The sequence below is a fragment of the Streptomyces sp. NPDC052109 genome (assembly GCF_040680195.1).
Classification (GTDB): Bacteria; Actinomycetota; Actinomycetes; order Streptomycetales; family Streptomycetaceae; genus Streptomyces.
The window spans coordinates 36,780-63,611 of sequence record NZ_JBFAWF010000033.1; the positions used below are offsets into that span (position 1 = coordinate 36,780).

The following is a 26,832-nucleotide window of genomic DNA, read 5'->3' on the forward strand; positions in this document are numbered from 1 at the left end:
ACCGAGGAGATCCACGCCACCGAAGGTACGGGCCGGGGCACGGTGGAGCGCGGGGCGGGTCGGCGGTGTCGGGGGCGAGCACCTGCTCGCTCGTGCTGCCCGTCTCGCTCCAGCCCCGGCGCGCCTGCCCGTCGGCGATCACTCACCGGGCCGGAACCGGAGCGCCGACCAGGTGTCGTCGATGGCGATCTGGCGCACGGGACGCACACCCCGCTCGGAGAGCGCGGCGGCCAGGGTGTCGCGGTTGAGATCCGTTCCGAGCCTCCCGCCCTTCGGGTAGGCCACCCAGGCGAGGGCATCGCGCTGCGCGGCGGCCAGCGCCGCCCGCGCATTCGCCCCGAGAAGGTCACCGGAGGTGGTCACGAAGGCGAGGACCGCGTCGGCCGAAGCCGCATCGCCTGCGGCCTCGATCTCCAGGTGGACGTCCTCGGGCTTGCCCAGGACCACGACACTCTGCCCCGGCTTGATCTGCAGTTTGCTGATGACGGACACGCCCTGATCCTGCCATCCCGGCTGCGGCTCCGCGTGGCAGAGCGGTTGATCACCCAGGCTCCACACCGCGCCCTCCGCCGTCTGTACGCGGAGTGTCCGCCCTGCTCCGTACAGTGCGAGCCGCCCGGCGACGGTCCCGAGGTGTACGGTCCGCTGTCGGCCGCCAAGATGGAGGAGTGGCGCGGGAAGACGGGCGACGTGGGCGCGGGCACGTGATCAGTGGCCCCGCTTCCGCCGCGTGCGGCGGGAGCGGCCGAGGTCGTCGCGGTCGCTCGGGACATGTGTTTCCGCACCGCGGAGGCCGCCGCCGGGCTGAGGGCGGTGCCGGCATGCCGACCGCCCGGGCCCGGAGACCGGCGACACCGTCATGACCGAGGCGCCCGTTCCCGCCGCCGAGCCGGCCGTCCGGCCCGGCAGGCGCTCCCGGGCACCGCTGCTGGCGGTGTGTACGGGGTACTTCATGGTGATCCTGGACGTGACGATCATCAACGTCGCCGTGCCGGTGGTGGGCCGGGATCTGTCGGCCTCGCTCACCGGCATCCAGTGGATCACCGACGGGTACACCCTGGTCCTCGCCGGATTCCTGATGACGGGCGGCGCGCTCGGCGACCGGCTGGGCAACCGGCTCGTCTTCTGCTGGGGTGTGGTGGTGTTCACGGTGGCGTCGGCCGCGTGTGCGGTCGCCCCCAGCGCTTCCGCCCTGGTGGCGGCCCGGCTGCTGGAGGGGCTCGGCGCTGCGCTGATCGTGCCTGGTTCGCTCGCCCTGCTGCAGCAGTCCTTTCCAGAGCCCGCGGCCCGCTCGTGGGCCTTCGGCCTGTGGGGCTCGATGGCGGGCATCGCCGCCTCGGCGGGACCGCTGCTCGGCGGGCTGCTGGTCACCACGGTGGGCTGGCGGTCGGTGTTCCTCATCAATCTGCCCGTCGGGCCGGCATGTCTGCTGCTCACGCTGCGGCACGTGGATCCCTCCCCGCGACGCGCCGCCCGTTCACCTGACTGGCCGGCACAGTGCGCGGTGGTCGCGGCGGTGGCCCTGCTCACCGCCGCGCTCAACGAGGCGGGCCGCCGCGGCTGGTCCGACCCCGCCGTCCTCGCCGGACTGGCACTGGCGGTCGTGGCCGCGGCCGCGTTCGTCGTGCGCGAGCGGTGGGCCCGCTCCCCGATCCTGCCGCCGGCTCTTTTGCGCTCCGGCACGATGAGTGGCGGAGCCGCCTTCGGCCTGCTGTTCAACTTCGGCTTCTACGGCATGGTGTTCACCGCCAGCCTGTACTTCCAGCACCAGCGGGGCTTCAGTGCCCTGGCGGCCGGCGCGGCGCTGTTCCCGGCGGTGGGGATGACCATGTTCGCCTCCGTACTGTCCGGGCGGCTGTCCCGCCGTACCGGGGACCGCCCGCTGGTCGTCTCCGGAATGCTGGTGGCGTCGCTGGGACTGGCCGGTTGGGCGGCGGCCGGGGCCGAATCCGCCTACGCGGTTCTGGTGGCTCCGATGATGGCCGCCGGCTTCGGCACGTCCTTCGCCCTCACCGGCTCGACCGCCACCGTGATGGCCGCCGCGCCCCCGGGGTACTCGGGGGCGGCTTCCGCCCTGTTCAACACCACCCGCCAGATCGGCAGCGCCACGGGCGTGGCTCTGGGCGGCAGCCTGCTCGCCACCGGCAGCGATTACAGCACCGGACTGCGCACGGCCATGGCCGTCGGAGCCCTCGCCTACCTGAGCGCAGCCGGCCTCGCCGTGAGGTGCGTGCCCGCGAAAGCGAGTACGTAGAGCGTCGACTTTGTCGACACCCCGGGGATCACCACCGCCCGTCGGGCACTCCCGCCCGGTTCTCGAGCCTGTCATCCGCTGGGCTCCGTGCTCCTCGGCGACGAGTGACTCAGACGGGTTCGGGTTGAGGTTCCGGTTGCCGCACTGGTACGGCCTTCGGTTCCCACCGTCTGGTGGTTCGTACGTAGCCGTGGACCACCGAGGACATCGCCAGAATCAGAAGCGGTCCGAAAACCCATGGATGCGCGGCCATCTCCATCGGCAGATAGCGATAGGACACCAAGAGCGCGGCAAAGACTGCTGTGCCGTGGAAGACCAGCTGCGTTCCTGACCGGTCCCAGCCACGTTCGAGCGAGCGAAGCGCTGCCTCGACCGTGAGCGCGAACACCACGCCGGCGATGAGATCCACGCCGTAGTGATAGCCAAATCCCAGTGTCGCACCGAGCGTTGCGATCAGCCAGAACGCGCCTGCGAACCGCAGAATGCGCGGGCCCTTGCGAGAATGAATGAAAATTGCGGTAGCCCACGCCGTATGCAGGCTGGGCATGCAGTTGCGTGGGGTGATCTCGTCGAACGGTATGGGGTGCGGGGTATTCATCGGCGGAGTGTCCGGCCACAGGTTGGCCACGGCCCAGTGTCCGCCGTCGGCGCCGTAGGCGAAGACCGGTCCGACGACAGGGAAGACCATGTAGACGGCTGGGCCGAGGAGGCCGATGGCCAGAAAGGTACGCACCAGATGATGGCGCGGGAATCGGCGCTCGACCGCCACGTTGCGCAGTTGGTACAGCGCGACGACGACCGCGGCCACCGCAAGCTGTATGTACACGTAGTCGAGCACATGCGCGCCGATCGGACCGGTGGCCCTGACCATCCGGCCTGCCAGCCATGACGGGTTGCCCAGCGCGTGATCGGCGGTTGCCACATACTCGTCGAGCACCGCCGGCCGGGTGTTCGACGTGATGAACAGCCAGGTATCGCCGGCCTTGCGGCCGGCCACCAGCAACAGGCCGAGGCCGACACCTTTCAACAGCAGGACGCGTTCCTGACCTTTGCGACGCGTGACAGCGATGACCGCATAGCCCAGAATCACCCACAAGGCGCCGTTGCCGAAGGGATGGCCGTCGGTGACCTTGACACCGAGCGCCCACCGCACCACCAGGAAGGCGACGTCGATGCCGATGGCGACACCGGCCGCGACGAGCCGCTGCCGCCAGGTGAGGACCACCATCATCAGCGCCATGCTGGCGTACAGCAGGAAACCCGACTTGGGGGGCAGTATCACTTCTCGCAGCTGATTGGTGATCGGCCCCGAGAGGCCGTAGCGTCGTGCGGCGATCTCCAACGCGACGAGAAACACGAGGGTCACCGCACCCGTCGTGGCCCACATCAACGCCCGCGGTTGACGCCACGCGGCACATTCAGTTCTGCAGTTGTTTCGCGACAACACCCGCGATGCTTTAGGTATCAATTGTTTGGCCGATTTTCAGATGTTGATAAATGGTCACTTTTCATGCCAGATGCCACAGTTCTCCGGTCAAGGGCGCGTACCGAGGGAGCCCCTGGTGAGTTCGATCATGTTACCGGAGCGGTACGGACGGATTTCGCTGGTCGCGAGTGACGCGAAGGCTCGCCGAACTCGGCTCGCCCATCCAGCGTGACGGGATGCTCACCGACTCCCGGCGCCTGCGCTCAAGGCCGCCAGCTTGGGGCCGCGAACGGGGACGTCGGCTTGACGACCGCACGCCGACGGACAAGTGCGCTTCCGCTCGGCCGCCCCTCCCTTCCGAGTCGACCCGGACCGGTCGTTCGGTGGCGCCACCGAGCAACGGCACATCAGCCTGTCGCGCCTGCACCGCCCCCCAAGGAATGACCGCAAGGCCCGCGGTCATGGTGATCGACACCGTCAGCCGTCCGCCCCCGTTTGGTCACTCTCCGTTGCCCCCCGGCCCCTCCGTACAGCCCTGCGGCGCCGCCGCGGGCCTGGACCGGAGCCGAAATGCGGCCCACGGACATCCGGCCTTCTCCCCCACCGAGCTGCGCTGGGAATGCGAGGGATATTTCCGCGGAATTCCGGTGGGCGTATCGCGCGCGAGTCGGGGCACTCGGACGACAAGAGCCATTCATCACCAGGAGGCCCGCCATGATCGCCCTCGGTGTCATCCTACTCGTCATCGGTTTCGTCACAGGGATATCCATCCTGTGGACCATCGGCATCATCCTCGTGGTCGTGGGAGCGGTCCTGTGGATCCTGGGCTCGATGGGACACGCGGTCGCCGGCCGACGGCACTACTGGTAGGCGTCAAGGCTTCTCTCCGGCTGCCGGGGCCGAACCTCCCGGCCGGCGTCCGAGGGATCGTCCAGGCAGGCGCAGGGAGCAGCCGCCTGCCGGCCCTCGGACGCCCGTCGGCCCCGGTACGCCGGCTCGACGAACGACGGCGGCATCCGCGGCAAGCCGGACATGAGGCGCCCCAGGAGGCCGCCGCAGCTGAACGAGGTACGCCCTTCGCAATACTTCGTGTCTAATGATCACATAGGCCCGTCATGTTCATATGCTTCCGGCGATTGCGTTCCCCCGACCGGGAGACAGAGCATGCTCAAGACGGTACGAATCTGGGGTGCCGGAGCGGTGGCCGCAGCCGTGGTCGCCGCTTCCGTCGGCACGGCTGTCGCCGTTGCCGCACGCCCCTCGCCCCACCGCAAGCCGACCGCCACGGCTTCGGCTTCCCCCTCGGTCGACGTTTCGGCCGACAACGTGCGCGCGTGGCAGCATTTCAGGCTCCGCGGCACCGCCGACGTGCCCGCCGGCAGCCGGGTCATCCTCCAACAGCAGGTGGGCGGGCAAGGCTGGATCAGTCTGCCGGCGTCGATGAACACGGACGCGCACTCGACGTACAACATGCGCGTCGCGCTGGGCATGAAGGGCCACAACAAGCTGCGTCTCGTCGACAGCAGGATGCGGGCCGTGTCCCCAGTGATCGACGTCTGGGTGCGCTGAAATCGCCCGTCGCTGCGGCACATCGAGGTGTCTCCCGCGTGCGGGCCTGGGAGACACCGGCATGCCGGGGTGCAGTCGGTCACCGCGTCCACCGCCGGGCGCCGCCGGCCGCTCCGAGCGACGGCTCTCAGGGTTCCCCGGTGCGACGGGCCGGTCCGCGGGCCGGCAGCCGTGCCGGTGCACCGAGCACCTGAGCGCGATCCGCATCAGCCGGGGGCTGTCCGGTCCGGCGGGCGTACACGCCCGGGCTCACGGCCCGGGGAAACAGGAAGTGCCCCCAGCGTGCGGTTCCCGGCTTGTTCACCCGTTCGGGGTAAGACTTCGGGACACGCAGGAGCTGGAGGCACTCGGAGGGAAATCAGCAGGCGGGTCGGCCGCGGAACGACCGGACGGCCGCCCGGGCACCAGGTGAGCAGGGCCTGGTGCCCCGTTATGGCACGGTGCACGCGGCACGTGCGTTGCCAGACAATGGTCGGGGACCGGAGCCCCGGCCCGATTCCGGCGGGCCGGGGTTCCTCACACGCCTCGCGCCTAGTAGTCCCAGGGGCAGACCACGCGGAAGCTGGCCACCACTCCGTCCTTGATCTCGATGCCCTCGGGGTGCCGCACGCGCACACCGTAGCTGGAGCTGTGCGGTCCGACGGTGGCGATGGGAGCGCCGTTGTCGCAGACCGCCCCTCGGAAGACCTCGACGGACTTGTGGCTGTCATTGCGGATGTTCAGGGTCTTGGCGCCCAGACCGCTGACCACGGTGATGCAGTCGCCCGGGTGGGACGAGTACGACCGCTCGTTGACCAGGATGCGGCCCTCGTGGTGCTCACCACCCTCGCGGTGCTCACCACCCTCGTTGCCCCTGCTCCAGCCCTCGTTGCCCTTGCCCTGACCGGCCTCGCCGCCGAGGGGGGCCGCGGCGGCCGGGAGCGCCGACGTTGCCTGGGGAGCGGAGGAGGAGGACGTCGAGGCGTAGGTGATACCGGTCGCAGCCAGGGCCGCGGCGCCCGCTACAGCGGCGGTTACTACGGTAGATCGGGGGACCTTCATGGTGCTCTCCTGTCTGCTCTGTCACAGAGACGCCGGCCCTTCAGCCAGCTGCGATCAACATACCCAGAGCCGACATACCGGTCATATCGGATTACCGGAGGCGGGAGCCGTTCGAGGTATTCGCGGCCCCACGCGCCCCCGACGCAAGCCGCTGACCGCACATCAAGTGAGCGAGAAAAAAAGAGGATTGACGTACTATTAGGCCTTTTGAGTGATCTTCTGACGTCGCCTCACCTCACGTGTCGCAGCGTGTCGCTACGGCACGTGAGATGAGGCGTGTTAGGACCTCGCCGCCGCATGAGAGGAGCGGTGCCCGCCTGTGCGGGTCGGGTCCCGTCGCGCGGTACCGTCACCGGCCGGCCAACTGTGCTCCCGGCCCGCACGGGAAGCGGTCCACCGGTCTTCTCGGATGCTGAGTCCGGCCCGGGAGGCAGTGCGGCTCCGGAGGGCAGCGAGGACAGAAGGCCCGTTACCCGACAGGGAGTTGGGGCGGAACTGCGACGGCGGGCGGGGCGCTGCCAAGTGGGCAGGAGGCCGCACGTGCGCGGATTCGCCGGCATTCGTCGCGCTTGCTCCACCGGCGCCGACCGCGTGTGTCGCAGATCTCCGCGGCGAACAGGTGGCCCCGAACTCCGTTGGCCCGGGCAGCGGTACGGTGTGCCCCTGACTATCGCCAGGCCAGTGGCCTGTGATCACCAGGGGAGTTACATGCAACACCGCAGACCGCGTCACCGCCACAGACTCATATCCCGAGCAGTCGGTACCGCAGGTGTGCTGGCCGTCGCCCTGAGTGCCGGAATGACGCCGGCGATGGCCGCGGGGAAGACGCCCAACGAGCAGGCGGCCACCGGAGCGTCGCCCGACCAGAAGGCTCCCTGGGCACCCGAGAACGACAGCGCGACCCTGCCCAAGGGCACGCATCCGGCTCCCGCGCTCAGCCGTGGCCGCTCGGCTGTCCAGCTCTCGCTTCCCGCGCCGAGCGGGCCCTACCAGGTCGGCACCTTCAGCCAGCACCTCGTCGACAAGTCGCGCACGGACCCCTACGTCCCGGGCAACAGGGCGCGCGAGTTGATGGTGACGTACTGGTACCCGGCCTCGTCCACGTCCGGGCACGCCCAGGTGCCGTGGATGCCGTCGGTCTCGGGGGCTCACTTCCTCTACTCGCGCGGCCTGTCGCCGCAGCAGGTCACGCTGCCGCAGACCGCCGGCCACGACCTCGCCCCCGTCACCACCAAGCTCGGCAAGCTGCCCGTGCTCCTGTACTCGACGGGGCTGCACTCGGACCGTGCCATGGGCACCGCCCTCGCCGAGGATCTCGCCAGCCGCGGTTACATCGTCATCGCCGTCGACCACACCCACGACGCCAGCGAGGTGCAGTTCCCGGGCGGACGGCTCGAGGTCAACACCATGCCGGCGGGCGCGCACTCCTCCGACACGCTCAACGTGCGCGCTGCCGACATCCGCTTCGTCATCAACCAGCTCGGCACCATCGCCAAGGGCGGCAACCCGGACGCCGACCACGCCAAGCTCCCCTCCGGTCTGTCGAAGACCGTGGACACGTCCCGCATCGGGATGTTCGGCTGGTCGCTGGGCGGCGCCGCGGTCGACACCGCGATGCAGCTGGACCACCGCATCGACGCGGGCGCCAACCTGGACGGCCAGTTCTTCGGCACGGCGCCGAGCAAGGACCTGAGCCGCCCGTTCATGCTCTTCAGTTCCGGCACGCACAACCGCAACAACGACTCGTCGTGGCGCAAGCTGTGGCCGCACCTGAAGGGGTACCGGGTCGACATCCAGCTCCACGGCTCGAGGCACCTGTCGTTCAGCGACAACGAGTGGCTGGTGCCGCAGGTGGCGAGCATGCTCGGGATGTCCCCGGCGCAGGTGCAGGAGCAGTACGGCACGATCGACCCCGACCGGGCGATCAAGATCCAGCGCGTCTACCTCGCCGCCTTCTTCGACCAGGAGCTGCGGAAGAAGCACAGCACGCTGCTGGACGGACCCGCGCGGAGCTACCCGGAGATCTCCTTCGTCCGCTGACCGGACCGCGGAAAACGGGCCCTCGCGTGGGGCCCGGCTCGGCCCGTCCGGCCGGGTTCATCCTGGTCACCGGGTGAACGACTGGCTCAGGGCCTCCTGAGCCAGTCGCCGGATCGTCCCCTGTCGAAGACGGACCGGGGACACGGGTGTGATGGTTGCGTGATCCCATGCGGCTACAGTGTGCGCTTGTCGAACGTTCGAGCGCTCGCCACCGGTCGAGAGAGGATTCGCCGCCCTGCCCGCCCTGTCCCGGACGCCTCATCCCGGCGCGGCCTGCGCGCCGTCGCCCCGCCGCTGCCCGGCCTGCGCACCCGCCGGGCGTCCTGCCCGTCGTGCCGCCGCCGGTGGCAGCCGTCCGCGCCGTCGCCGGACCGGGCGGCATCCGAACCGGGCGGGTGCCAGGAGCCGGGTCGGCCGCTGGGGACCGGGCGGGCGCGGACGTCCCTCCGTCGGCAACCGCCGTTGTCGGCAGCGGAGTTCCGGCGACGCGCCGCGCCGTCGACGCGTCCGTGGCGACCGACATGTCGGCTCCGGGCGCGGCCGACGGCATGGCACCCCCGGCCACGGCCGTTGACCACCACGGGGGTATGGGCACGAGCCGCCTCGACCGCCAAGGCCGCCCCGGCTTCGGCACCAGCCGTTCCGCCGCCAACGCCGCGACTGTCAAGGATTCGTGGGGCGGCGTACCGCTGGACGGCCCGCGCCCCGTGTCCGCGGCTGCCGGGCAGCCTGCCGCCTGTAGTCCGCCACTCCGCCTGACCACTGATCCAAGGACCACCGCCATGGCCACCATCCCCACCGCCCCCACCGCCGGCCCCCAGGGCCGCCGTCACCGGGCATCGAACCGCCGCAGCGGCCGGCCGGAAGCTCCGGCACGCTGGGAGCGCCCGGCGCTGGCCGCGGTGCTGGTCGCCGCCACACTGCTGTACGCGTGGGGCATCGGGCACGCCGCGATCCACCCCTACTACAGCGCGGCGATACGGTCGATGGCCACCAGCTGGCGGGCCTTCTTCTTCGGCGGTCTCGACCCGAGCGGTTCGATCACCCTCGACAAGCTGCCCGGCGCCTTCTGGCCCGAGGCCATCGGCGTCTGGCTCTTCGGCCCGCACACCTGGGCGGCCGCCCTCCCGCAGGTCATCGAGGGTGTGCTCACCGTGTGGCTGCTCCACCGGATCGTACGGGCCTGGGCCGGGCCGTTCGCCGCGCTGATGGCCGCGCTGGCGCTGACCCTCACCCCGGTCACCGTGGTACTCAACAGGGCCACCATCCCCGACACCGCACTCACTCTGCTGCTGGTGGCAGCGGCCGGAGCCCTGCAGAAATCGGTGCGGACCGAGCGGCTGCTCCCGCTGATCACCTGTGGCATCTGGGTCGGGCTCGCCTTCCAGACGAAGATGCTGCAGGCCTGGCTGGTGCTGCCGGTCTTCGCCGTCGTCTACCAACTCGCGGCTGGCGGAACGCGGTTGCAACGGGCTCTGCGCCTCCTGCTCGGTGGCGTGGTCGCGCTGGCCGTCTCCTGCTCGTGGACCCTGGTCGCCTGGGCAACGCCCGCCGCCGACCGCCCGTACGTCGACGCCACCTCCAACAACAATCCCTTCAGCCTGGTCTTCGGTTACAACGGCATGAGCCGGTTCAGCGACGACGACACCGCGTTCGGTGCCGTGTCGGCGACCGCCGCGAGCCGGACGTCCGGCAACACGGGCTGGGGCATGCTGGTCAACCACACCGTCGGCCCCCAGGTCGCCTGGCTCCTGCCCCTCGCCGTGCTCGCGGGCGTACTGGGCGTGGTCTGGCGTGCCCGCCAACCGCGCACCGACCTGCAACGCGCCGGTTTCCTCCTCTGGGGCGGTTGGCTGGCCGTCCATGCCGTGGTGTTCAGCGTCTCCAACGGCAATCACCCCTACTACACGGCCGTGCTCGCGCCGTCGATCGCCGCACTCGCGGGCGGCGGGCTCGCGCTCTTCCGGTCCGAGTACGAGGCAGCCGGCCGGCGGCGTTGGTTCCTGCCGGCGGCCATCCTGCTGACGGTGGCCTGGGCGCTGGTTCTCGACTTGTCCACCGAGTTCGCTGCCTGGCTGGTGGTGCTCGCCCTGCTCCTCGGCGTGGGCGGCGCGACAGGCCTGTGGGCCAGCGGGTCGCGCCCCTACGGAGGGCTGGTCCAGGGCTCGCTGGCCGCCGGAATCGCGGCCACTCTGCTCGTGCCCGCCGGCTGGGCCGCCTCCAGTCTCGACCCGCTCTACGCCGGCGCCTCCACATCGCCGACAGCCGGTCCGGTGGGCAAGGCCTACCTCAGCGCCGTCCACCACCGATCCGCGCTGCGCCGGGTCGGTCTCGACGAGCCCAGCGCCCGCGACACGGCCCTGCTCGACTACCTCACCAAGCACCGGCACGGCGAGAAGTACCTGGTCGCCACCCAGGCCGCGTATCCGGCGGAACGCCTGCTGCGCGCCCGGTCCCAGCCGATCCTCGTCATGGGCGGCTTCACCGGGCTGACCCCCTTCCCCACCGCCGGCCGGCTCGCCACCCTGGTCACCACTCACCAGCTCCGCTACGCGCTGCTCACTCCCCTGCGTCCCACCACTCCCGCCACGACCTGGGTGAAGTCTCACTGCACACGCGTCCGCTCCGGTGACTACGGCTGGCGCACCAAGGGCGGCTTCCGCCTCTACGACTGCGGCCGACAGCGCTGAGGGCGGCCGCTTCGGCCCCCGAAAGCCCGCGGCGCCGTCCCGTCACGGCGAGGGCGCGCGGGCGGCCGCCTGCCGTGACGCGCAGCGCCGCGGATGAGGGGGCACGTCATGCGATGGCCGCCGCCACGGCCAAGGCCTCGTGGCGGCGCGCGGACCCGGGCATGGCGGCGACGATCACGCCGTCGGCGGCTGCCTGCCTGCCTGCCTGCCTGAAAACGGCGGAGGCGACGTGGGGCATGGCCCGGCGGGAGACGCGTTCGCTCATGCCCGTCAGTACGAACTCCGTCGCCGATCGGCGTGATGTCGCCGCCTTCGAAGGTGCCCCGGCCCCGCGTCGGATGCCACCGGCGCGGCGCCCGCAGCTCAGTGGGCGGCGCTGCCCTGTGCCGCCGCGGCGAGGCCCGGCTGGAGGCGGCGGGCGACATCGACGTGGTCGTTGGTCCAGATGACGCGGACCGCGGTGGCCGTGGCCTGACCCCGGCCGTCGACGAGGTCGGTGCGGACGGACTCCACGAGCTGCGACGCGGCCTTGGGCAGGAGCGGCACGGGGTCGGGGATGGGCGCCTGGCGGCCGAGGCTCGCCGCGAAGCGGCAATACCACTCCATGACGCGGGACGCCGTACCGACGACGGCACGGTCGGCGCCGGTACGGGCGGCGTTCGCGTGCGCCGGACCGACGCCCCGCCACAAGGAGAGGACCGCGTCGGCGGCCAGACGCAGGGCGGCCACGCCCGTGACCAGTGTGGTCATGTCCGCCAAGGACACGGGTTTGGCGCCGCGTTCGGCCAGGTAGGTGCGGAAGGCGTCGTCGAGGCGGCGGGCGGAGGCCGCTGCCTGACGGTTCCGCTGCAGCGGGTCGCCGACGGACGCGCCGGGGTCCGACGGGTCGGAGAGGCCCAGGGCGTAGTGCACCGCGTCGACAAGGTAGTGGGCGCTGTCGGTGTACGCCTCCGCGAGAGCCCTGTGCACGGCCGCCGCGGCGCCTCGGGGCCAGAAGAACAGCGCGACGACGATGCTGACCGCGCAGCCCAGGGCGATGTCCTGCACGCGGAACAGGACGATGTGCCAGTCGGGGCTGTGGCCGATGTTGAACAGCACGACGAGGGTGACGGTGAACGCGGCCTGCCCCGCCGTGAAGGAGATGGCGGCGGGAGCGATGCCGGCCACCAGGATGGCGAGGGGCAGCAGGAACCACAGGGCGGTGCCGTGGTGCCCGATCAGGTGCAGCAGCCCGGTGCCGATGAAGGAGCCGACCACGGTTCCGAGCACCGCCCGCAAGGCGTTCTGGCCGGTGTTGAGCGCGTTGGAACGCAGCACGGACAGGGTGCCGAGCAGCACCCAGAAGGAATGCTGCACGCCGGTCAGATCGGCGAGGAGCACCGCGATGCCCAGTCCGACGGCGCCGCGCAGGCTGTTGTGCAGCCACACCGAGCGCGGTCCGAGATGCGCTGCGGCCCGTTCGCGGGCCAGTGCCAGCGGTGCGGTCAGCACGCCCGGTTCACGGCCGAGGAGCCGGTCGAGCCAGGGGCGTTGCCATGCGGTGGCGGCCAGTTCGACATTGCCGGCGATCTGCAGGACGGCGAACCCGAGCTCTTGGGCACGGAAGGAGAGGTCGAGCGTGGCGATGAACCCGTAGACGTCCGCCGCACCGGCGCCGACCGGGTGGTCGGCGGGGAGGCGGACCGTGGAACTCCGCTCCATTCCCCTCATGGTCGTCCGCAGTTCCGCCATGGCCGCACGCAGCGGGCCGGCGTCCCCGCGCATGCCCGTCAGGAGGTCGGCGGCGTGATCCAGGACGTCGGCGGCGACCAGGCGCACCGTACGCGCGGCCGGGTCGCAGGCCGGGGGCCTGTCGGTGTACGCGGGTCGGTCCGCCAGGATGGTGCTCAGCCAGGTCAGCTCGTCGACCAGGCGGACCAGGGCGCGCGAGGTCGTGGACAGCCCGGTGGGACGGTACGGGGTGGTGTCGAAGGCGCGCCGCAGTTCCGCGCTGGTGTCGGCGGTCCGGTCGGCCGCGGCCCGGCGCTGCGCGGCATCGGGCACCGGTCCCTGTCCGCCCAGGCCGGAGGCGTCCGTGCGCAGGTGTGTCGCGGCGCTGCGGCAGACCTGGGCCGCGGGCGCGCTGAGCGGATCGGCGACGGGCCGCGGCCACAGCAGGCAGACCGCGGGCAGCGCCGCCGCTGCCGCCAGCCCGGCGCCCGCGAGGCGCTCGGGCAGCTGCGACAGCGGCACCGGTGCCGTGACCGGCAGGACGAACGCCAGCAGGAGCGCCGTCGTACTGCCCGCCAGCAGTGAGCTGACGACGCCGCAGAACAGCACCGCGAAGCCGACCAGCAGTGTCGTGACGACGGCCAGCCAGGTCACGCGCGCCACCAAGGTGCCCACACAGATCAGCACCCCCCAGGCCAACGCGAGGCCCGTCTGAGCCCGCAGCCGCTCCACCATCGGGCCGCTGAAGTCGACCAGCAGCAGCATCGAGAAGGACCCGAACGCGGCGAAACTCGCCATCGTCGGGGAGTGGAAAACCTGACTGCACAGCGCGAACAGGGCCGGCATCACGATCGCGGTCCGCCCGGCCCGCCGCGTCGCCGCCAGATCAGGGTCGCGGTCGCACAACCACGTCACCCAGCGGGGCACGGCCGGGTTCGGTACCGGGATCCGCACGGACATGCACACCTCCCGCCGACAGTGCCCCGGCCGCCACGACACCCCCGCCCCACACATTCATATGCGAACACGAAGCCGGCCTCCTCAACCCAGTGTGCGGCGGCGGTCCCCCGGAATCACCTTCCCGTCCCCAGCGGTGCGCGATCACCCGTGGCTGGGCGCGGCCCCGGGCATCCGGTTCGGACCTGGCCCGCTGCCTCGAGCCCCGGCATGAGGGTGTCGTCGTCGGAGGGCGTTGCGGCGGCAGACGTGCAAGGGCAGCGGCCCCCTCTCCCGGTCAGGAGGGGGACGTGCCCCTGCGCCTCCGGATCAGCAGCACCGCGGCGGCGGCGCCGAGAGCGACGGCTCCGGTGGCCGCACCCGCCCACACGGCGGCCGGCGGTCCGCCGTCGTCGGCGTGACGGGGGGAGCCCTGCGTGACGGTGAGGTAGCTGGTCTTCTTCACCCGCCCGCGGTGGCTGACGACGGTGACGGGATACGAGCCCGGTTCCAGGTCGGGCCTGACCCGCGCAGGACCCCAGAAGATCGGGTCATCGCCCTCACGTCCCTTGAGGAGATCGAAGCTCAGCTTGGCCGGGCCCTGGAAGGCCGGGGATGTCGCGGTCATCCGCTCCTCCTCCCCGGGGTCCGGATGCGCGTCCTGCCACCTGACGTACATCGTGGTGCCCGGCGCGATCGTGAATCCCTTGGCCCGGGCGTTGAGCAGATGGTCCGCCTCCCCGAAGAACGCGGGGCCCTCGGCTTTGCCCACGTAGTCCTCGTCGCCGGGGCGGGCGGAGCGGACTTCCAGCCGGCTCACGGCCTTCCGCCGCCCGTGCGCGTCGGTCACCCACACCGCGTACGTCCCGTCTTTGAGAGTGTGCGGCAAGCGCACGTTCAGGGCGTTGAAGGTGCGGGTGTTGTTCCAGGACCGCTCGTCGTGTGCGAGGCGGACCGGCGAGGCGAATGCCGGTGAGTGGGCCGTGAAGAAGTCGCCGGTCTCGCCGGGATACAGGTCGTCGAAGAACAGGTTCACCTTGGTGCCCGGCCGCCCCGCGCCGTCTTCGTCCACGTCGATGGAGGGACGCTTCGGCGGCTTGACCTCGATGGTGTCACGGGCCACGACCCTGCCGCGTGCCCTCACGACGAGCGGATAGAAACCGGGTTTGACCCAGGCGGGGATACGCGCCTTGACGCCTTCCCCGTCGGTGTCCCCCGCGGGGCCGTCCATCCGGATCGGGGCCGCGAAGACCGGGGACTCGGCCACCAGGCGCACCCCCGGCCTTCTTTCGTAGTTGAGCAGGTCGATACCGATGGCCTCTCCGGGGCGTGGTCCCGCAAAGGCCTGGCTGATCGTCGGGGGGTCCTGGTCGGCGGCGGCCGGCCGCGCCAGACCCCCGCAGCTCAGCACCCCACCGCACACGCCAACGGCCACCATCCGCTGCCAGCCGGCCCTCATGGCGCCCCCCTCTCGCTCACGGAGGAAGAGGGAAAGACCGACGCGGTGGTTGTCCGGCCGGGCCCCCCGAGCCGTACGGGCTGCTGGTCGGCCTCTTCCGTACCCGGGTGCCGAGCCTGCCGCCGGACTGCGGGCGCCGATCTCCCACGCGGATCGGGGCCGGCCGGTCCCCCACCGGTACCGGCAAGGCGCACAGCAACCGTCGTACGCCGGCCCAGCCGACGTTCCTGGCGGCGCAACACCGGTGCGGAGGGCCGTCGCTCCCTGGCCATCAGCCGGTGATCTCCACCTCGGCGGAGACGAGGGCAGGCCGGCCGAGCGGCGGGGCGGTGGCGGTGAGCCGGTCCAGGCCCCGCCGGGCCGGGCGCAGGTCGCTCGGCACGGACAGGGTCGCCTGGCGGCCGGATTCCCGGGCGGCATCCGGTACCAGCCCGCTCGGCACGCTCCCGTACGGACCGACGGGGGCTCCGTCAGGTCCGAGCGCCGCGTGGCCGCGGACGCAGGCGCGGTCGCCGTGGACACGGAACGCGGTAAAGGGGAGTTCCTGCCCTGGAGACACCTTCGCCGCGGGCGGCAGCGCCGATCCCAACTCGGCCGACCGCTGATCAATCGACATGGGCTGCTCCGAGTTCGGGCTTCCCAGTCTGCCGCCGGCACGTCGGCAGCACCCCGCAACACGCGGGTCACTACCCCGTCCGGCCACCATCACCGACCGGCCGGCGGCCCAGCCCCCGTCAGTCGAGGTCGGGCAGCGGGCGCCAAGCGACAACGCGGGCGCCCGCCGACGGGACACCCCATCACCTCGCCGAGGTCGGCTGTTGACGATCAATCTGTCAAAGCTGCTGATTCCTCACTGTCGCACTGTGCCTGGAGGTGTCGCGGGTCCGCCGTCGCCGCACGCACGAGCCTCTCGCTTGACCGGCCCGGCGTTCGCGCGGCGGAACGTGCCGACCTGGACCGGCTGGCCCCGGCAACGGGCACGCCCGTACGGGACGCCGGCGTCCCGGGCGGCGGCAACGCCGTCGATCTGCTGGATCCCCCGGGTTTCCCGGTGCGCGTGGTGTGCCGCGGTGAGGAACCTCCGCCGCTGTGCGAGCTCATCGCCGCATGGCCGCCGGTCCCGTACGACGGGGACTTCGAGGTCGCCCGCGAGACGGAGTACACCTTCCGGGCGCGCGTCGCCGAACGGTGGCGCGACGGACGGGCGTTCCCCGGTGAGGACGCGGCGCACCTCACCCCGCCCGTCATCGGGCAAGGGCTGTGTGCGGGGCTGCGGGACGCCTGCGACCTCACCTGGAAGCTCCCCCGTCCACTCCAACGGGGCGGCGACGAAAGGTTGCTGGACACCAACGGGAGCGAGCGCAGGCCGCACACCCGGCATGTGATCCGGCTCGCGGCCGCCCGGGGCTGGGCCGTGACCGGCGGCCAGGACGGCGCCGCCCCGCGCGCCGCAGGCTCCTCGCCGCCGCCTGCCGCATACCCGGCCTGACCAGGGCGGCCGGCCGTGATCTCAGCACACCCCTGACCGGCGGGCCCTTCGTACGGCGCGGTCCCCGCCGGGGGGGGCGAGCACCCACCGCCCGCCACCGCGGATGAGCGGCGACGGCCGCCGTACCCGTCTCGACGAGCCGCTCGGCGACTCCATCACCGTCCTGACCGCCGCCGATCGCTCGCCGCCGCCGACCGCGCTCGCCCTGGGGTTCGGCGTCCGCGCCGTCCCGGTGACCGGGCTCCACGACGACGGCACACTCGCCGACGGGCTGCGCACCGGCCGGGCGGACGCCGTACTGCTGCGGCCGGACCGCGTCGGCCCCCCGCCTGACGGAGACGCCGGGACGAGCCCGACGGCCGGACGACGGGCTCAGGTTTCCCCGCTGTTGAGGGTGCCGAGCGAACCATTGGCGACCCGGTTCCCGGGCCTGGACCCGGCCGACGCCCTCGCCGTCAGACGTGACGATCTCGAGCGACGGCTGACCGGTCCCTCCACCCGGCCGCACCGTCCTGGCGAGCCTCCCGACCACCGCCCCCTTCGCCGGCCACGGCCGACGGATCGAGGCATGCTTCAGCGCCCTCGGGCCCGGCATCCGTGTCCCTCACCCGGCCTGTCGCGGGGGCGTGTGCTCAGGCACCCGCGAGACGGGGGAAGAGGATCTCGGCGCTGCCGCGGTTGATCGCGTCCAGTTGGCCGGGCTCGAAGCCCGCGTAGCCGTCCAGCATGGAGTCGAGGAGAGCGCCGAACTCCTCCGGAGCGAAGGGGAAGTCGCTGCCGTAGAGGATGTGCCCGGGGGCGGCGAAGGCGAGGAGCGAGGGCAGGGCGGACGGCGTGGAGGACAGCGCGGTGTCGAAGTAGAAGCGCTGGAGGTCGGTCAGGATGCCCAGTGGCGTGGTGCCGGCGTTGAACGGCGCGCCGGCGGTGAACCGCCAGGCCGCGTAGGGCAGGAAGCCACCCGCGTGGGAGAGGATCACCTTCATCCGGGTGTGCCGGCCCATCACGCCGTTGAGCGTCATGTGCACCGCGGTGCGGGTGGTGTCGAAGGGGAAGTCCACCAGGGGAGCGGGCATGCCCTCCAGCATGGGCATCGGGGGTACGTCGGGGTGGACGAAGACCACTGCGCCTCGGGCGTCGAGCTCGGCCCACAGCGCCCCGTACTCCTTGTCGCCGAGGTAGCGGCCCCGGACGTTGGACATCAGCACCACGCCGTCGGCGCGCAGTTCGTCCAGCGCGTAGGCCGCCTCGGCGATCGCACCGTCGACGTCCGGCAGCGGGAGGGCGGCGAAGAACCCGAAGCGGTCGGGCCGGTCCTTGGCCAGCTCGGCGGCGTACTCGTTGGCGTCGCGCGCGACCGCTCGGGCCTCGGTGTCGTCGCCGAAGTGGGTGCCCGGCGCGCTGATCGACAGGATGCCCGTCGCGATCGACCGGCGATCCATCATCGCGATCGCGCTCCGTGCGTCCCAGACGGGAGTGGGCCAGCCGCCGGCCGTGACGCCGTGCCGGTCCATCACCTCCCGGTAGGCCGGCGGGACGAGGTGCTGGTGGACGTCGACACGGCGAGGAGAGGACATGTTCTTCGCCTCCTAATATTTAGCTCGCTAATCATTACTCTGTTAAGTTACCAACCATGGGTGACAGCAGCAATGGCGAGCGGATGGCGGCGCGTGAGGACGTGGCCGCCGAGGAGATCGCACAGGCGGCCGACGCGCTCTTCGTCGCCATGCGGCGGGCTCGTTCGGCAGGGGCCGAGCACTTCGGCGGGCTCTCCATGGCCCAGGTCTCGCTCCTCGAACCCCTGGCCGCGGAGCCGGACATCCCGGTGGGCCGGCTGGCGAGCAGTGCGGGTGTCAGCGTCCCCACCGCCACCCGCATGCTGCAGCAGCTGGAGGCCAGGGGTGTCGTGGTGCGCCGCCGCTCCCCCGAGGACGAGCGGCGCGTCCTGGTCAGCCTCACCGACGACGGAGCCGGCCGCCTCGCCCTGCTCCGGTCCCTGCTGCGGGAGCGCCAGACCCGGGCCTACGAGGCGTTCACACCCACCGAGCGAGTCCAGTTGGTCACGCTCCTGCACCGCCTGACCGAACTCGTCTCGGAGTCGGACACCGGTACGGACTCCGCCTGATCCGGCGGCCGGAGTGGCAGGGCACAGGTCCGGCCGCAGCAAAAAGGACACTGCCGGGCGTCCCTACCCGGCCCTGTCCGGCCCGTGCGCCGCTCACGGCGCCGTCCCGAGGATCCGCACGGCGGAACCCTGCGAGGTCCGGCCACTCGGCCGGTCGGGCATGGCAGCGAGCATCTCCAGCGGCGGGTGCGCGAGGAGGTCCGCCCAGAAGTCCTCCCCGAACTCACGGATGCCGGCCTCGGACACCCGCAGCGGAACCCACTCCAGCTCGCTGAACCCGGCCGCCCGCAGACACTTCTCGTAGACCTCGCGGCGCGGGACCGCACTGATGATGCTGATCGGCTGCGGGGCGAGGAGAGCCGTGACCCGCACCCGCAGTCCCGTCTCGATCTCCCCGCCGGTCGGCTCGCAGCGGAACCCGTACTTGTCCAGGGACGGACAGTCGAACCGGTAGTCGGGCTTCTGGGCGAGCACGAGGAACTCCCCGCCCGGCACCAGGCCTCGGTGGATGTTGCGGCACATGCGCTCCATCGCCGCGACGTCCTCGGCGTAGTTGAGGCACTGCACTCCCAGCGCGATGTCGAAGCGCGCGTCGACAGGACGCGGTTCGGCCACGCACCGACCTCGTAGCGCACACCCATCGGGGCACGCTGCTCGCTCTCCCGTGCGGCGGCGATCATCTCGACCGAGATGTCGACTCCGAGGACATCCGTGGCGCCGCGCCGCTGGAACTCCCTGCTGTAGAAACCGGTGCCGCAGGCCAGGTCGAGAACCGACCCGCCGCTCACGTCCCCGACCAGGGCCAAAAAGCTCGGCACCTCCCCGTAACGCGTCAGCGGCAGGGACTTGAAGCCCTCGAATGCCTCGCCGATCTCGTCGTACTGCTGCACGCTCACGTGTCCTCCCCGTCCCGTGCTTCATCTCGTACCTGGCCATGCCGGCCGCCCGGTCACGGAGGTCCGCCCGGCGCGGTCGCGGCACAGCGTCTTCTCCGCCCGTCCGGCGGCCGTACTGGCAGATGACACGAGAAGTCGGCCGGAAGGCCCTCCTATCGACCAACAGCGGGTCCGGACGCGCCCGGTCACACGGCGAGCGCCGACGTCACCGCGGGCACGGCACACCGCGTGCTCGAGGCCCCCGCGCGGTCCGCTCACAGGCTGCCCGGGCGGACCAGCCCGGTTCTCTTGACCCCCGTCAGGATGGGCGTGACCTCGATGGTGGAGATGTGGGACAACGCGCCGACGGTGTCGGTCAGGAAGTGGTAGAGCGCGTCGAGGTCGGCTGCGGCGACGGCCACGAGGAGGTTGGCCGGGCCGGTGGTGGCTGAGGTGAAACGTACCTGTGGGTGGCGGCTGAGCTGCCGGCCCGTCTCCTCCAGGACGCCGGGTGCCACCGTGATCCACAGGAGTGCCTCGGTGCGGATGCCCAGCCGGGCGAGGTCGACTTCGGTCGCGAGTCTGAGGACCTGGCCGCCCACCAGTGCCTCAAGCCGGCGGCGGGCGGTGAGCGGGGTGGTGTCGGCGCGGCGCGCCAGATCGGTGTAGGAGGCTCGTCCGTCCTCGATCAGCGCGGCGATCAGCGGGCGGTCGACGGGCAGGAGGGAGGGCCGGGCAGGTGCCGCCGGCGTCTCCGGCCGGAGGCCGGTCAGCTCCGCGTCCGACAGCAGACCACCGCTCCAGTGGAAGGCCGCCGGAAAGACCCGCAGCAGAACATGCGAGGTCCAGGACTGGACCGCTGGTGTGGCCGGAAGGTCGCGCAACAGCAGCGCGTTGCGCGCCTCCGGCCCGTCCAGGAAGAGGATCGTGCAGATCTCGTCGCCTCCGCCGAGGACGTCCACCCAGAGGGTGTCGGGGCGGCGCGCCAGGGTGGCGGCGATGGCGCTGATCCTGTTCGGGCGGCACCGGATGCGCAGGGCCAGTGGAATCAGATCGGGGAACCACACCGGGTTGCGTACGGCTGTGGCACGCAGCGTGCCGTCGTGGAACAGCGGTGCCGCACGCCGCACCACGGTGCGCTCCGACAGGCCCAGGACTCGGCCGACCGTGCGCCACGAGGCGCGCGGGGAGGCCAGCATCGCGGCGGCGATGCGGCTGTCCGTGTCGTTGAGTCGATGACCTGTTTTCTCCATATCGCGAGATCGTATGTCCTTCTTTCACGATTCGGTCCTCCTCTCTGACCCAGATTCGTGCTCGTGGAGAGAACCTGCACAGAGCAGACGGAACGCGAGAGGTGAGCACGATGACGGACATCGAGGGCCGGACCGCGGACACGGACCGCGGCAGGGTCAGGGGGGTCGCACGAGGCGAGGTGATCTCCTTCCGGGGAATCCCCTATGCCGCGTCGCCGGTCGGTGAGCTGCGTTTCGCACCGCCGCAGCCGCACCCCGGATGGACCGGGGTGAGGGAGGCGGCCCAGGCCGGGCCGGCTGTTCCCCAGGCGGCCTCCCGGCTGGAGCGGGTGATGGGGCACCGCGTGCCGGACTGGGACGAGGACGGCAGCCTGACGGTCAACGTCCACGCTCCGCTGCCGGCGTTGTCGGGCGGCGCGCCCCGCCCGGTCCTGGTCTGGTGGCACGGCGGCGGTTTCACCAGCGGCTCCGGCGGCTGGGACTGGTACGACGGGGGGCGGCTGGCCGCACTGGGCGACATCGTCGTGGTGACCGCGAACTACCGGGTGGGACCGCTCGGCTATCTGTACCTGCCGGAGATCGGTGCCGCCAACCTCGGCCCTCAGGACCAGGCAGCCGTACTGCGCTGGGTGCGGGACAACATCGCGTCCTTCGGCGGCGACCCGCACGATGTGACGGTCGGGGGACAGTCTGCGGGAGCCTACTCCGCCCTGTCACTCGCGCTCGATCCACAGACCACGGGGCTCGTCACCCGGGTGCTCCTGGAAAGCGGCCCCTTCGGTCTGCCCCCGCAGGACCCGGGCAACGCCGCCGAGAACGCCGAGGCTTACCTGCGCCTGCTCGGCGTACCAGACGGCGCCGACGCCGCGAAGCACCTGCGCGCACTGCCCGTTGAACAGCTGCTGTCCGCCTACGGCCGACTCGCGGGGCGGCTCGCCCGACCGGGCACCGCGGCGCCGCCGATGTACCCGGTGCTCGGCGGGCCCGGTGTCCCCCACGCCTGGCAGCAGGGGCTCGCGGACGGCGCTCTGGGAGGCAAGGCGCTGCTGATCGGAACCACCCGGGACGAGGCAACGGCCTTCTTCGCCTTCGACCCGCGCATCCAGAACCTCACCTCCGCCGGTGCGCTGGACATCCTGCACGGACAGATCGGCGAGCAGGCCCGAGAGGTCTACCAGCGGCACGCCGCCCGGCTTCCGCAGGCCACACCGGCGCAGATCTTCACCGCGGTGCAGACCGATGAGCTGTTCCGCGACGGTGCGCTGCAGATCGCCGACCACCACGCGGCCGGCGGCAACCCGACCTACGTCTACCGGTTCGACTACCGGCCCGCTGAGGACGAGCACGCCCTGGGCGCCACCCACTGCGGCGAACTGCCCTTCCTCTTCAACACCTTCGACGCCTACCCGGACAGCCCGATGCTGGGCAGGCCCGCGGAGGCCGAGCGAGCCCTGGGACGTACCTTCGCCACCGCCGTCGCCGAGTTCGTCACCACCGGATCGGTGCACGACTGGCCGCCCTACGCACCCGCCACGGCCGCCCGCATCCGGCACTTCGGCTGAGCACAGGCAGGCCCTCCACGCCTGGTGCCGTGCGAAGTACCCTGCCCACACCGCCGCCTGCCGGCCCGGCGTTCGCCCACCGCCACCCGGCGCCGGGCTGTCACCGATCCGCGGCGCGGGTTGCCACCGATCCGCGGCGCGGGCTGACACCGCTCCCGTCCGCGGGCCGGAGCAGGCCGCCCCTGGCCCGGAGCCGAGCGAAGCGCGGCCGATCCCACCGGCGCCCCACTCAACGACGTGGCCGCCTCTGACGGTCCCCGCGCGAAGCGGCCCCGGCGCGGCCGGACCCGTGGGGGGGCTCGGGCGACGCAGCCGACGGCTTGTGCCGGCAGCGTCGCGCCACGAGGACAGGCCCAGGCCGCACATACGGCGCCGTCCCCGCCCAAAGGACGTGCCTTCGGCAAAGACCCCGCCCAGGGCTGGTCGCCGGCCGTAACCCGCTCGGTCTGCACCCGTTGCGCCCGGCATGGACGAACTCATCCATTCCGCACCCGGCATGCCCGAACCGCACGAACCGCGACTGCCCCTGTTCACCCTCTCGGAGGCACACGAACTGCTCGGCGTCCTCCAGCACTTCGGCGGGACCGACCACGACTGGGGGGCGCAAGCGCGGCACTTCGCGGCCGAACTCGCCGCGCGCGTCCCCTGCCGCGACGTCTAGGCCGGCGCGGACATCGCCGGGCCGAGCAGCGGCGTATCTGCCGGCCCGGCGCACCTGCAGGCAGGCGACGCGGTCCGTGGGCGACGCGCGGCTCCACCGAGTCCGGCTCTCGCAGGACCCGCCGCTTCCGGCGGCCGACCGCGGGGTCAAGGGCACGCCGGCGGTGCTCTTCGGCGTGGCGCCCCCGAACAGGACGCGATCCGGGCGTTCGGCCCGCGGATCGGCCGCGGCCCGGACGAGGTCGGCGCCTCCTGCCGGGCGGCCGCCCAGCCCACGGCGACGATCCTGCTCGTGGCCGGCGCGGGCGGCGCCTTCCATCGTGGGTCCTCGTGGACGGTGGGCTCTCGGACTGCATCGGACACGCCACCGACTGGTCCCTGTCGCCCGTCGTCCTGGCCTGGCTCAGCGCGGCCCTCCTCCGCGTCGCCCTCGGCTCGGCGACCGTCGCCGTCGTCACTCACGGGCGTGGCCCTGCCGCTGCCGCCGGCAGCGGGGTCCACCACCCCGAGATCATGGTCCTCGCCATCTCCTGCGGATCGATCGCCTTCTCACACGTCAACGACCCGGGATTCTGGAGGCGCAAGGAGTACTTCAACCTGTCCGTCATCGACGCGATCAAGGCACGCACCGCCTACTCGACCGTGCTCTCGGTCCTCGGCCCCGGCGGCGTCCTGGCCATGGAGTCGATTCTTGCTCGTCGCCGACTCCCCCGCGCCACCACGCAGTTCGCCGAGCCGCTCGTGTTCGGCGTCCGCACACGCGGGGCGAGGCGGCCACACGGCGATGTCGGGCGCAAAACGTCCACCCGCCGGCGATCATGGAGTTAGGGTGCCGACATGAACGCGATAGACCTGCGCGGTGCCGGCATCCACTACGACGACCTCGGCCCCTCGACCGGACTGCCGGTCCTGCTGATCCACGGGCACCCGTTCAACCGGTCTCTGTGGGCACCCCAGGCCAAGGCGCTGAGCGAAGCCGGATACCGGGTCGTCGCCCCCGACCTGCGCGGATACGGCAGCAGCGACGTCACGCCCGGGAAGGTCTTCCTCTCCGACTTCGCCGACGACCTCGCCGCGCTTCTCGACCACCTGGGCATCGAGCGAGCTGTGGTCGGCGGCGTCTCCATGGGCGGTCAGATCGCGATGGAGTTCCGGCGCCGCCACCCGCGACGGGTGCACGCCCTCGTCCTGTCGGACACCTCCGCCCCCGCCGAGACCGACGAGGGCAAGGAGTTCCGCAACCGCCTGGCCGACAGGCTCCTGGCCGAGGGCATGGACGGCTACGCGGGTGAGGTGATCGACAAGATGCTCGCCGCGTACAACGTCTCCGCGATGCCGGACGTCGCCGAGCGGGTCCTGGACATGATGCGCGCCACCGACCCACGCGGTGCCGCGGCGGCACTGCGCGGGCGGGCCGAACGCCCGGACTACCGGGACACCCTGCCCGCCGTACGGGAACCCGTGCTGATCGTCGTCGGCGCGGACGACGTCTACACGCCGATCACCGATGCGGAGGAGATCCACCGGCTCGTCCCGCACGCCACCATGGCCTCCATCGAGGACGCGGGGCACCTGCCCAGCGCCGAGCAGCCCGAGCGCTTCAACAGCGTCCTGCTGGACTTCCTCACCACCCAGGTGCCCACCCACGGCTGAGCGGCCGCGGACATCCCCGGACGACCCCGCCTCGCGGGCTCGCACGCGTCAGCCGGGTGGCCGAAAATGGAGGTGCTGGACCACGAGCGTCACCCGGCCGCCGCCCGGGGAACGCGTTCCTCGGGGCACCGTCCCGGAGCCGTCACCCCGCGCGGTACGCCTCCGGTGGGAGCGGGCCGGGTCGGCGAGGCCCCGGTGACGGGGTGCGGACGAGGAGGAGGGTCCCGATGGCGCGTCCGGTCGGTATAGACCTGGGAACGACGAACTCCGTGGTCTCGGTCCTCGAGGGCGGCGAGCCCACCGTGGTCACCAACGCGGAAGGGGCCCGGACGACGCCTTCGGTCGTGGCCTTCGCGAAGAACGGCGAGGTACTGGTCGGGGAGGTCGCCAAGCGGCAGGCCGTCACGAACGTCGACCGCACCGCACGTTCCGTGAAGCGGCACATGGGCGATCACGGCTGGCGGTTCCCCGAGCACGGAGACATCGACGGCAAGCGGTACACGGCGCAGGAGATCTCCGCACGCGTGCTGCAGAAACTGAAGCGGGACGCGGAGGCGCACCTGGGCGAGGACGTCACCGACGCCGTGGTCACCGTCCCCGCCTACTTCGACGACGCGCAGCGACAGGCGACCAAGGAGGCCGGGGAGATCGCCGGACTCAACGTGCTGCGGATCATCAACGAGCCGACGGCGGCTGCGCTGGCGTACGGGCTGGACAAGGAGAACGACCAGACGGTCCTCGTCTTCGACCTGGGCGGCGGCACCTTCGACGTGTCCCTGCTGGAGATCGGCGAGGGCGTCATCGAGGTGAAGGCCACCAACGGCGACACGCACCTCGGCGGCGACGACTGGGACCAGCGGCTCGTCGATCACCTGGCCAAGAACTTCAAGAACAACTACGGCATCGATCTCGCCAAGGACAAGATGGCCGTCCAGCGTCTGCGGGAGGCCGCGGAGCGGGCCAAGGTCGAGTTGTCCAGCTCGTCGGAGACGGCCGTCAACCTGCCCTACATCACGGCCTCTGCGGAAGGTCCGCTGCACCTGGACGAGAAAATCACCCGCGCCCAGTTCCAGCAGCTGACAGCGGATCTGCTGGAACGCTGCAAGGGCCCCTTCCACAACGCGGTCAAGGACGCCGGGATCAAGGTGTCGGACATCAACCATGTCATCCTGGTGGGCGGTTCCACCAGGATGCCGGCGGTGACGGAGCTCGTGCGGGAGCTGACGGGAAAGGACCCGCACAAGGGGGTGAACCCGGACGAGGTGGTGGCCGTCGGCGCCTCGCTCCAGGCCGGTGTCCTCAAAGGCGAGGTCAAGGACATCCTCCTCCTCGACGTCACCCCACTGTCCCTCGGCATCGAGACCAAGGGCGGCATCATGACGAAGCTGATCGAGCGCAACACCACGATCCCGACCCGCCGTTCGGAGATCTTCACCACCGCCGAGGACAACCAGCCCTCGGTGACCGTGCAGGTCTTCCAGGGCGAACGGGAGATCGCCGCCTACAACAAGAAGCTCGGCATGTTCGAGCTCACGGGCCTCGCGCCCGCACCGCGTGGAGTGCCGCAGATCGAGGTCGCCTTCGACATCGACGCCAACGGGATCATGCACGTCTCGGCGAAGGACCTCGGCACCGGCAAGGAACAGAAGATGACCGTGACCGGGGGCTCGGCGCTGCCCAAGGACGACATCGACCGCATGGTCCGCGAGGCCGAGCAGCATGCCGAGGAGGACCGCGGGCGCCGGGAGGCCGCCGAGACCCGTAACCAGGCCGAACAACTGGTCTACTCCACCGAGAAGCTGATCCAGGACAACCCCGACAGGATCCCGGCGGACGCGAAGAGCGAGACGGAGAGCGCGCTCGCGGAGCTGAAGGAGCGCCTGAAGGGCGAGGACACCGCGGCGATCCGGCAGGCCATGGAGCGGGCGGCCGAGGCGGCGCAGAAGATCGGCACCGCGCTGTACGAGAGGTCCCGCACGGAGGGCCAGGCGTCCGCGGGCACGGGCACGCCCTCTGACACCTCCGCCGCCTCCTCGGAAGAGGACGTGGTGGACGCCGAGATCGTCGACGACGACAAGCCGGAGGCGGGCTGA

The 26,832-nt window shown here is 71.5% G+C and carries 20 protein-coding genes and 3 pseudogenes; 12 read left to right on the plus strand and 11 right to left on the minus strand.

Annotation, left to right across the window (positions count from 1 at the left end):
* Window positions 1–138 precede the first annotated feature (138 nt).
* Window positions 139–492, minus strand: a complete 354-nt coding sequence (locus AB0L59_RS38890) for a hypothetical protein (protein ID WP_365591942.1) — start codon at window positions 490–492, stop codon at window positions 139–141.
* A gap of 367 nt (window positions 493–859) precedes the next feature.
* On the opposite strand from AB0L59_RS38890, the gene AB0L59_RS38895 reads away from it, so the two are divergent.
* Window positions 860–2,254 (plus strand): MFS transporter, encoded by a 1,395-nt coding sequence (locus AB0L59_RS38895; protein ID WP_365591944.1) that lies wholly within the window; start codon window positions 860–862, stop codon window positions 2,252–2,254.
* Between the two features lie 109 nt (window positions 2,255–2,363).
* On the opposite strand, the gene AB0L59_RS38900 is transcribed toward AB0L59_RS38895, so the two are convergent.
* Window positions 2,364–3,641 carry a phosphatase PAP2 family protein gene (locus AB0L59_RS38900; protein ID WP_365591947.1) on the minus strand — a complete coding sequence of 426 codons (1,278 nt, stop codon included), beginning with the start codon at window positions 3,639–3,641 and terminating at the stop codon, window positions 2,364–2,366.
* Between the two features lie 753 nt (window positions 3,642–4,394).
* On the opposite strand from AB0L59_RS38900, the gene AB0L59_RS38905 reads away from it, so the two are divergent.
* Entirely contained in the window at window positions 4,395–4,550 is a 156-nt protein-coding gene (locus AB0L59_RS38905) for a DUF6131 family protein (RefSeq protein ID WP_365591950.1), read from the plus strand.
* 294 nt (window positions 4,551–4,844) lie between these two features.
* Window positions 4,845–5,249, plus strand: a complete 405-nt coding sequence (locus AB0L59_RS38910) for a hypothetical protein (protein WP_365591953.1) — start codon at window positions 4,845–4,847, stop codon at window positions 5,247–5,249.
* 531 nt (window positions 5,250–5,780) lie between these two features.
* Here the strand turns inward: AB0L59_RS38910 and AB0L59_RS38915 are convergent.
* A complete protein-coding gene (locus AB0L59_RS38915; protein WP_365591955.1) occupies window positions 5,781–6,290 on the minus strand; it encodes a hypothetical protein in 510 nt (169 codons plus the stop codon).
* Window positions 6,291–7,100: 810 nt separating this feature from the next.
* Here AB0L59_RS38915 and AB0L59_RS38920 point away from each other — a divergent pair.
* Together AB0L59_RS38920 and AB0L59_RS38925 are read left to right on the plus strand one after the other, a co-directional pair.
* Window positions 7,101–8,330: a hydrolase gene (locus AB0L59_RS38920; protein ID WP_365591957.1), complete on the plus strand. Its 1,230-nt coding sequence runs from the start codon at window positions 7,101–7,103 to the stop codon at window positions 8,328–8,330.
* 782 nt (window positions 8,331–9,112) lie between these two features.
* Window positions 9,113–11,020, plus strand: a complete 1,908-nt coding sequence (locus AB0L59_RS38925) for a glycosyltransferase family 39 protein (RefSeq protein WP_365591959.1) — start codon at window positions 9,113–9,115, stop codon at window positions 11,018–11,020.
* Between the two features lie 106 nt (window positions 11,021–11,126).
* On the opposite strand, the gene AB0L59_RS38930 is transcribed toward AB0L59_RS38925, so the two are convergent.
* The 4 genes from AB0L59_RS38930 to AB0L59_RS38945 all read right to left on the minus strand — a co-directional run bounded on the left by AB0L59_RS38930 (window position 11,127) and on the right by AB0L59_RS38945 (window position 15,741).
* Window positions 11,127–11,285 carry a hypothetical protein gene (locus AB0L59_RS38930; protein ID WP_365591961.1) on the minus strand — a complete coding sequence of 53 codons (159 nt, stop codon included), beginning with the start codon at window positions 11,283–11,285 and terminating at the stop codon, window positions 11,127–11,129.
* Window positions 11,286–11,383: 98 nt separating this feature from the next.
* Window positions 11,384–13,690 carry an FUSC family protein gene (locus tag AB0L59_RS38935; protein ID WP_365591963.1) on the minus strand — a complete coding sequence of 769 codons (2,307 nt, stop codon included), beginning with the start codon at window positions 13,688–13,690 and terminating at the stop codon, window positions 11,384–11,386.
* Window positions 13,691–13,964: 274 nt separating this feature from the next.
* Entirely contained in the window at window positions 13,965–15,125 is a 1,161-nt protein-coding gene (locus AB0L59_RS38940; RefSeq protein WP_365591966.1) for a hypothetical protein, read from the minus strand.
* A gap of 271 nt (window positions 15,126–15,396) precedes the next feature.
* On the minus strand, window positions 15,397–15,741 hold the full coding sequence (locus tag AB0L59_RS38945; protein WP_365591968.1) for a hypothetical protein: 345 nt from the start codon (window positions 15,739–15,741) through the stop codon (window positions 15,397–15,399).
* A gap of 471 nt (window positions 15,742–16,212) precedes the next feature.
* Between AB0L59_RS38945 and AB0L59_RS38950 the strand changes: the two are divergent.
* A pseudogene (locus AB0L59_RS38950) lies at window positions 16,213–16,933 on the plus strand (FAD-dependent monooxygenase); the annotation flags it as partial.
* Between the two features lie 313 nt (window positions 16,934–17,246).
* Here AB0L59_RS38950 and AB0L59_RS38955 read toward each other — a convergent pair.
* Window positions 17,247–18,188, minus strand: a complete 942-nt coding sequence (locus AB0L59_RS38955) for an amidohydrolase family protein (RefSeq protein WP_365591971.1) — start codon at window positions 18,186–18,188, stop codon at window positions 17,247–17,249.
* A gap of 56 nt (window positions 18,189–18,244) precedes the next feature.
* On the opposite strand from AB0L59_RS38955, the gene AB0L59_RS38960 reads away from it, so the two are divergent.
* On the plus strand, window positions 18,245–18,736 hold the full coding sequence (locus tag AB0L59_RS38960) for a MarR family transcriptional regulator (RefSeq protein ID WP_365591973.1): 492 nt from the start codon (window positions 18,245–18,247) through the stop codon (window positions 18,734–18,736).
* Window positions 18,737–18,829: 93 nt separating this feature from the next.
* Here the strand turns inward: AB0L59_RS38960 and AB0L59_RS38965 are convergent, their stop codons facing one another.
* The 3 genes and pseudogenes from AB0L59_RS38965 to AB0L59_RS38975 form a co-directional block, all read right to left on the minus strand.
* Entirely contained in the window at window positions 18,830–19,351 is a 522-nt protein-coding gene (locus AB0L59_RS38965) for a hypothetical protein (protein ID WP_365591976.1), read from the minus strand.
* Window positions 19,352–19,410: 59 nt separating this feature from the next.
* Window positions 19,411–19,632, minus strand: a pseudogene (locus AB0L59_RS38970) (class I SAM-dependent methyltransferase); the annotation flags it as partial.
* Window positions 19,633–19,886: 254 nt separating this feature from the next.
* Window positions 19,887–20,864, minus strand: coding sequence for an Lrp/AsnC ligand binding domain-containing protein (locus AB0L59_RS38975; RefSeq protein ID WP_365591978.1), 978 nt, complete (start codon window positions 20,862–20,864; stop codon window positions 19,887–19,889).
* 110 nt (window positions 20,865–20,974) lie between these two features.
* Here AB0L59_RS38975 and AB0L59_RS38980 point away from each other — a divergent pair, with 110 nt between their 5' ends.
* The 5 genes and pseudogenes from AB0L59_RS38980 to dnaK all read left to right on the plus strand — a co-directional run bounded on the left by AB0L59_RS38980 (window position 20,975) and on the right by dnaK (window position 26,832).
* Window positions 20,975–22,426: a carboxylesterase family protein gene (locus AB0L59_RS38980; RefSeq protein WP_365591981.1), complete on the plus strand. Its 1,452-nt coding sequence runs from the start codon at window positions 20,975–20,977 to the stop codon at window positions 22,424–22,426.
* 496 nt (window positions 22,427–22,922) lie between these two features.
* Window positions 22,923–23,087, plus strand: coding sequence for a hypothetical protein (locus AB0L59_RS38985; RefSeq protein ID WP_365591983.1), 165 nt, complete (start codon window positions 22,923–22,925; stop codon window positions 23,085–23,087).
* A 195-nt stretch (window positions 23,088–23,282) separates the two neighbouring features.
* Window positions 23,283–23,779 (plus strand): annotated as a pseudogene (locus tag AB0L59_RS38990) (gluconate permease); the annotation flags it as partial.
* 144 nt (window positions 23,780–23,923) lie between these two features.
* Window positions 23,924–24,739, plus strand: a complete 816-nt coding sequence (locus AB0L59_RS38995) for an alpha/beta fold hydrolase (RefSeq protein WP_365591985.1) — start codon at window positions 23,924–23,926, stop codon at window positions 24,737–24,739.
* Window positions 24,740–24,966: 227 nt separating this feature from the next.
* A complete protein-coding gene (dnaK, locus tag AB0L59_RS39000) occupies window positions 24,967–26,832 on the plus strand; it encodes a molecular chaperone DnaK (protein WP_365591987.1) in 1,866 nt (621 codons plus the stop codon).

What these genes read in the sequence shown, in the direction of transcription:
- AB0L59_RS38985 (WP_365591983.1), top strand. Translation starts at nt 22,923, where the DNA reads ATGCCCGAACCGCACGAACCGCGACTGCCCCTGTTCACCCTCTCGGAG.
- AB0L59_RS38955 (WP_365591971.1), bottom strand. Translation starts at nt 18,188, where the DNA reads ATGTCCTCTCCTCGCCGTGTCGACGTCCACCAGCACCTCGTCCCGCCG.
- AB0L59_RS38920 (WP_365591957.1), top strand. Translation starts at nt 7,101, where the DNA reads ATGGCCGCGGGGAAGACGCCCAACGAGCAGGCGGCCACCGGAGCGTCG.
- AB0L59_RS38975 (WP_365591978.1), bottom strand. Translation starts at nt 20,864, where the DNA reads ATGGAGAAAACAGGTCATCGACTCAACGACACGGACAGCCGCATCGCC.
- AB0L59_RS38915 (WP_365591955.1), bottom strand. Translation starts at nt 6,290, where the DNA reads ATGAAGGTCCCCCGATCTACCGTAGTAACCGCCGCTGTAGCGGGCGCC.
- AB0L59_RS38925 (WP_365591959.1), top strand. Translation starts at nt 9,113, where the DNA reads ATGGCCACCATCCCCACCGCCCCCACCGCCGGCCCCCAGGGCCGCCGT.
- AB0L59_RS38930 (WP_365591961.1), bottom strand. Translation starts at nt 11,285, where the DNA reads ATGAGCGAACGCGTCTCCCGCCGGGCCATGCCCCACGTCGCCTCCGCC.
- dnaK (WP_365591987.1), top strand. Translation starts at nt 24,967, where the DNA reads ATGGCGCGTCCGGTCGGTATAGACCTGGGAACGACGAACTCCGTGGTC.
- AB0L59_RS38995 (WP_365591985.1), top strand. Translation starts at nt 23,924, where the DNA reads ATGAACGCGATAGACCTGCGCGGTGCCGGCATCCACTACGACGACCTC.
- AB0L59_RS38945 (WP_365591968.1), bottom strand. Translation starts at nt 15,741, where the DNA reads ATGTCGATTGATCAGCGGTCGGCCGAGTTGGGATCGGCGCTGCCGCCC.
- AB0L59_RS38900 (WP_365591947.1), bottom strand. Translation starts at nt 3,641, where the DNA reads ATGTGGGCCACGACGGGTGCGGTGACCCTCGTGTTTCTCGTCGCGTTG.
- AB0L59_RS38895 (WP_365591944.1), top strand. Translation starts at nt 860, where the DNA reads ATGACCGAGGCGCCCGTTCCCGCCGCCGAGCCGGCCGTCCGGCCCGGC.
- AB0L59_RS38905 (WP_365591950.1), top strand. Translation starts at nt 4,395, where the DNA reads ATGATCGCCCTCGGTGTCATCCTACTCGTCATCGGTTTCGTCACAGGG.
- AB0L59_RS38980 (WP_365591981.1), top strand. Translation starts at nt 20,975, where the DNA reads ATGACGGACATCGAGGGCCGGACCGCGGACACGGACCGCGGCAGGGTC.
- AB0L59_RS38940 (WP_365591966.1), bottom strand. Translation starts at nt 15,125, where the DNA reads ATGAGGGCCGGCTGGCAGCGGATGGTGGCCGTTGGCGTGTGCGGTGGG.
- AB0L59_RS38935 (WP_365591963.1), bottom strand. Translation starts at nt 13,690, where the DNA reads ATGTCCGTGCGGATCCCGGTACCGAACCCGGCCGTGCCCCGCTGGGTG.
- AB0L59_RS38910 (WP_365591953.1), top strand. Translation starts at nt 4,845, where the DNA reads ATGCTCAAGACGGTACGAATCTGGGGTGCCGGAGCGGTGGCCGCAGCC.
- AB0L59_RS38960 (WP_365591973.1), top strand. Translation starts at nt 18,245, where the DNA reads ATGGGTGACAGCAGCAATGGCGAGCGGATGGCGGCGCGTGAGGACGTG.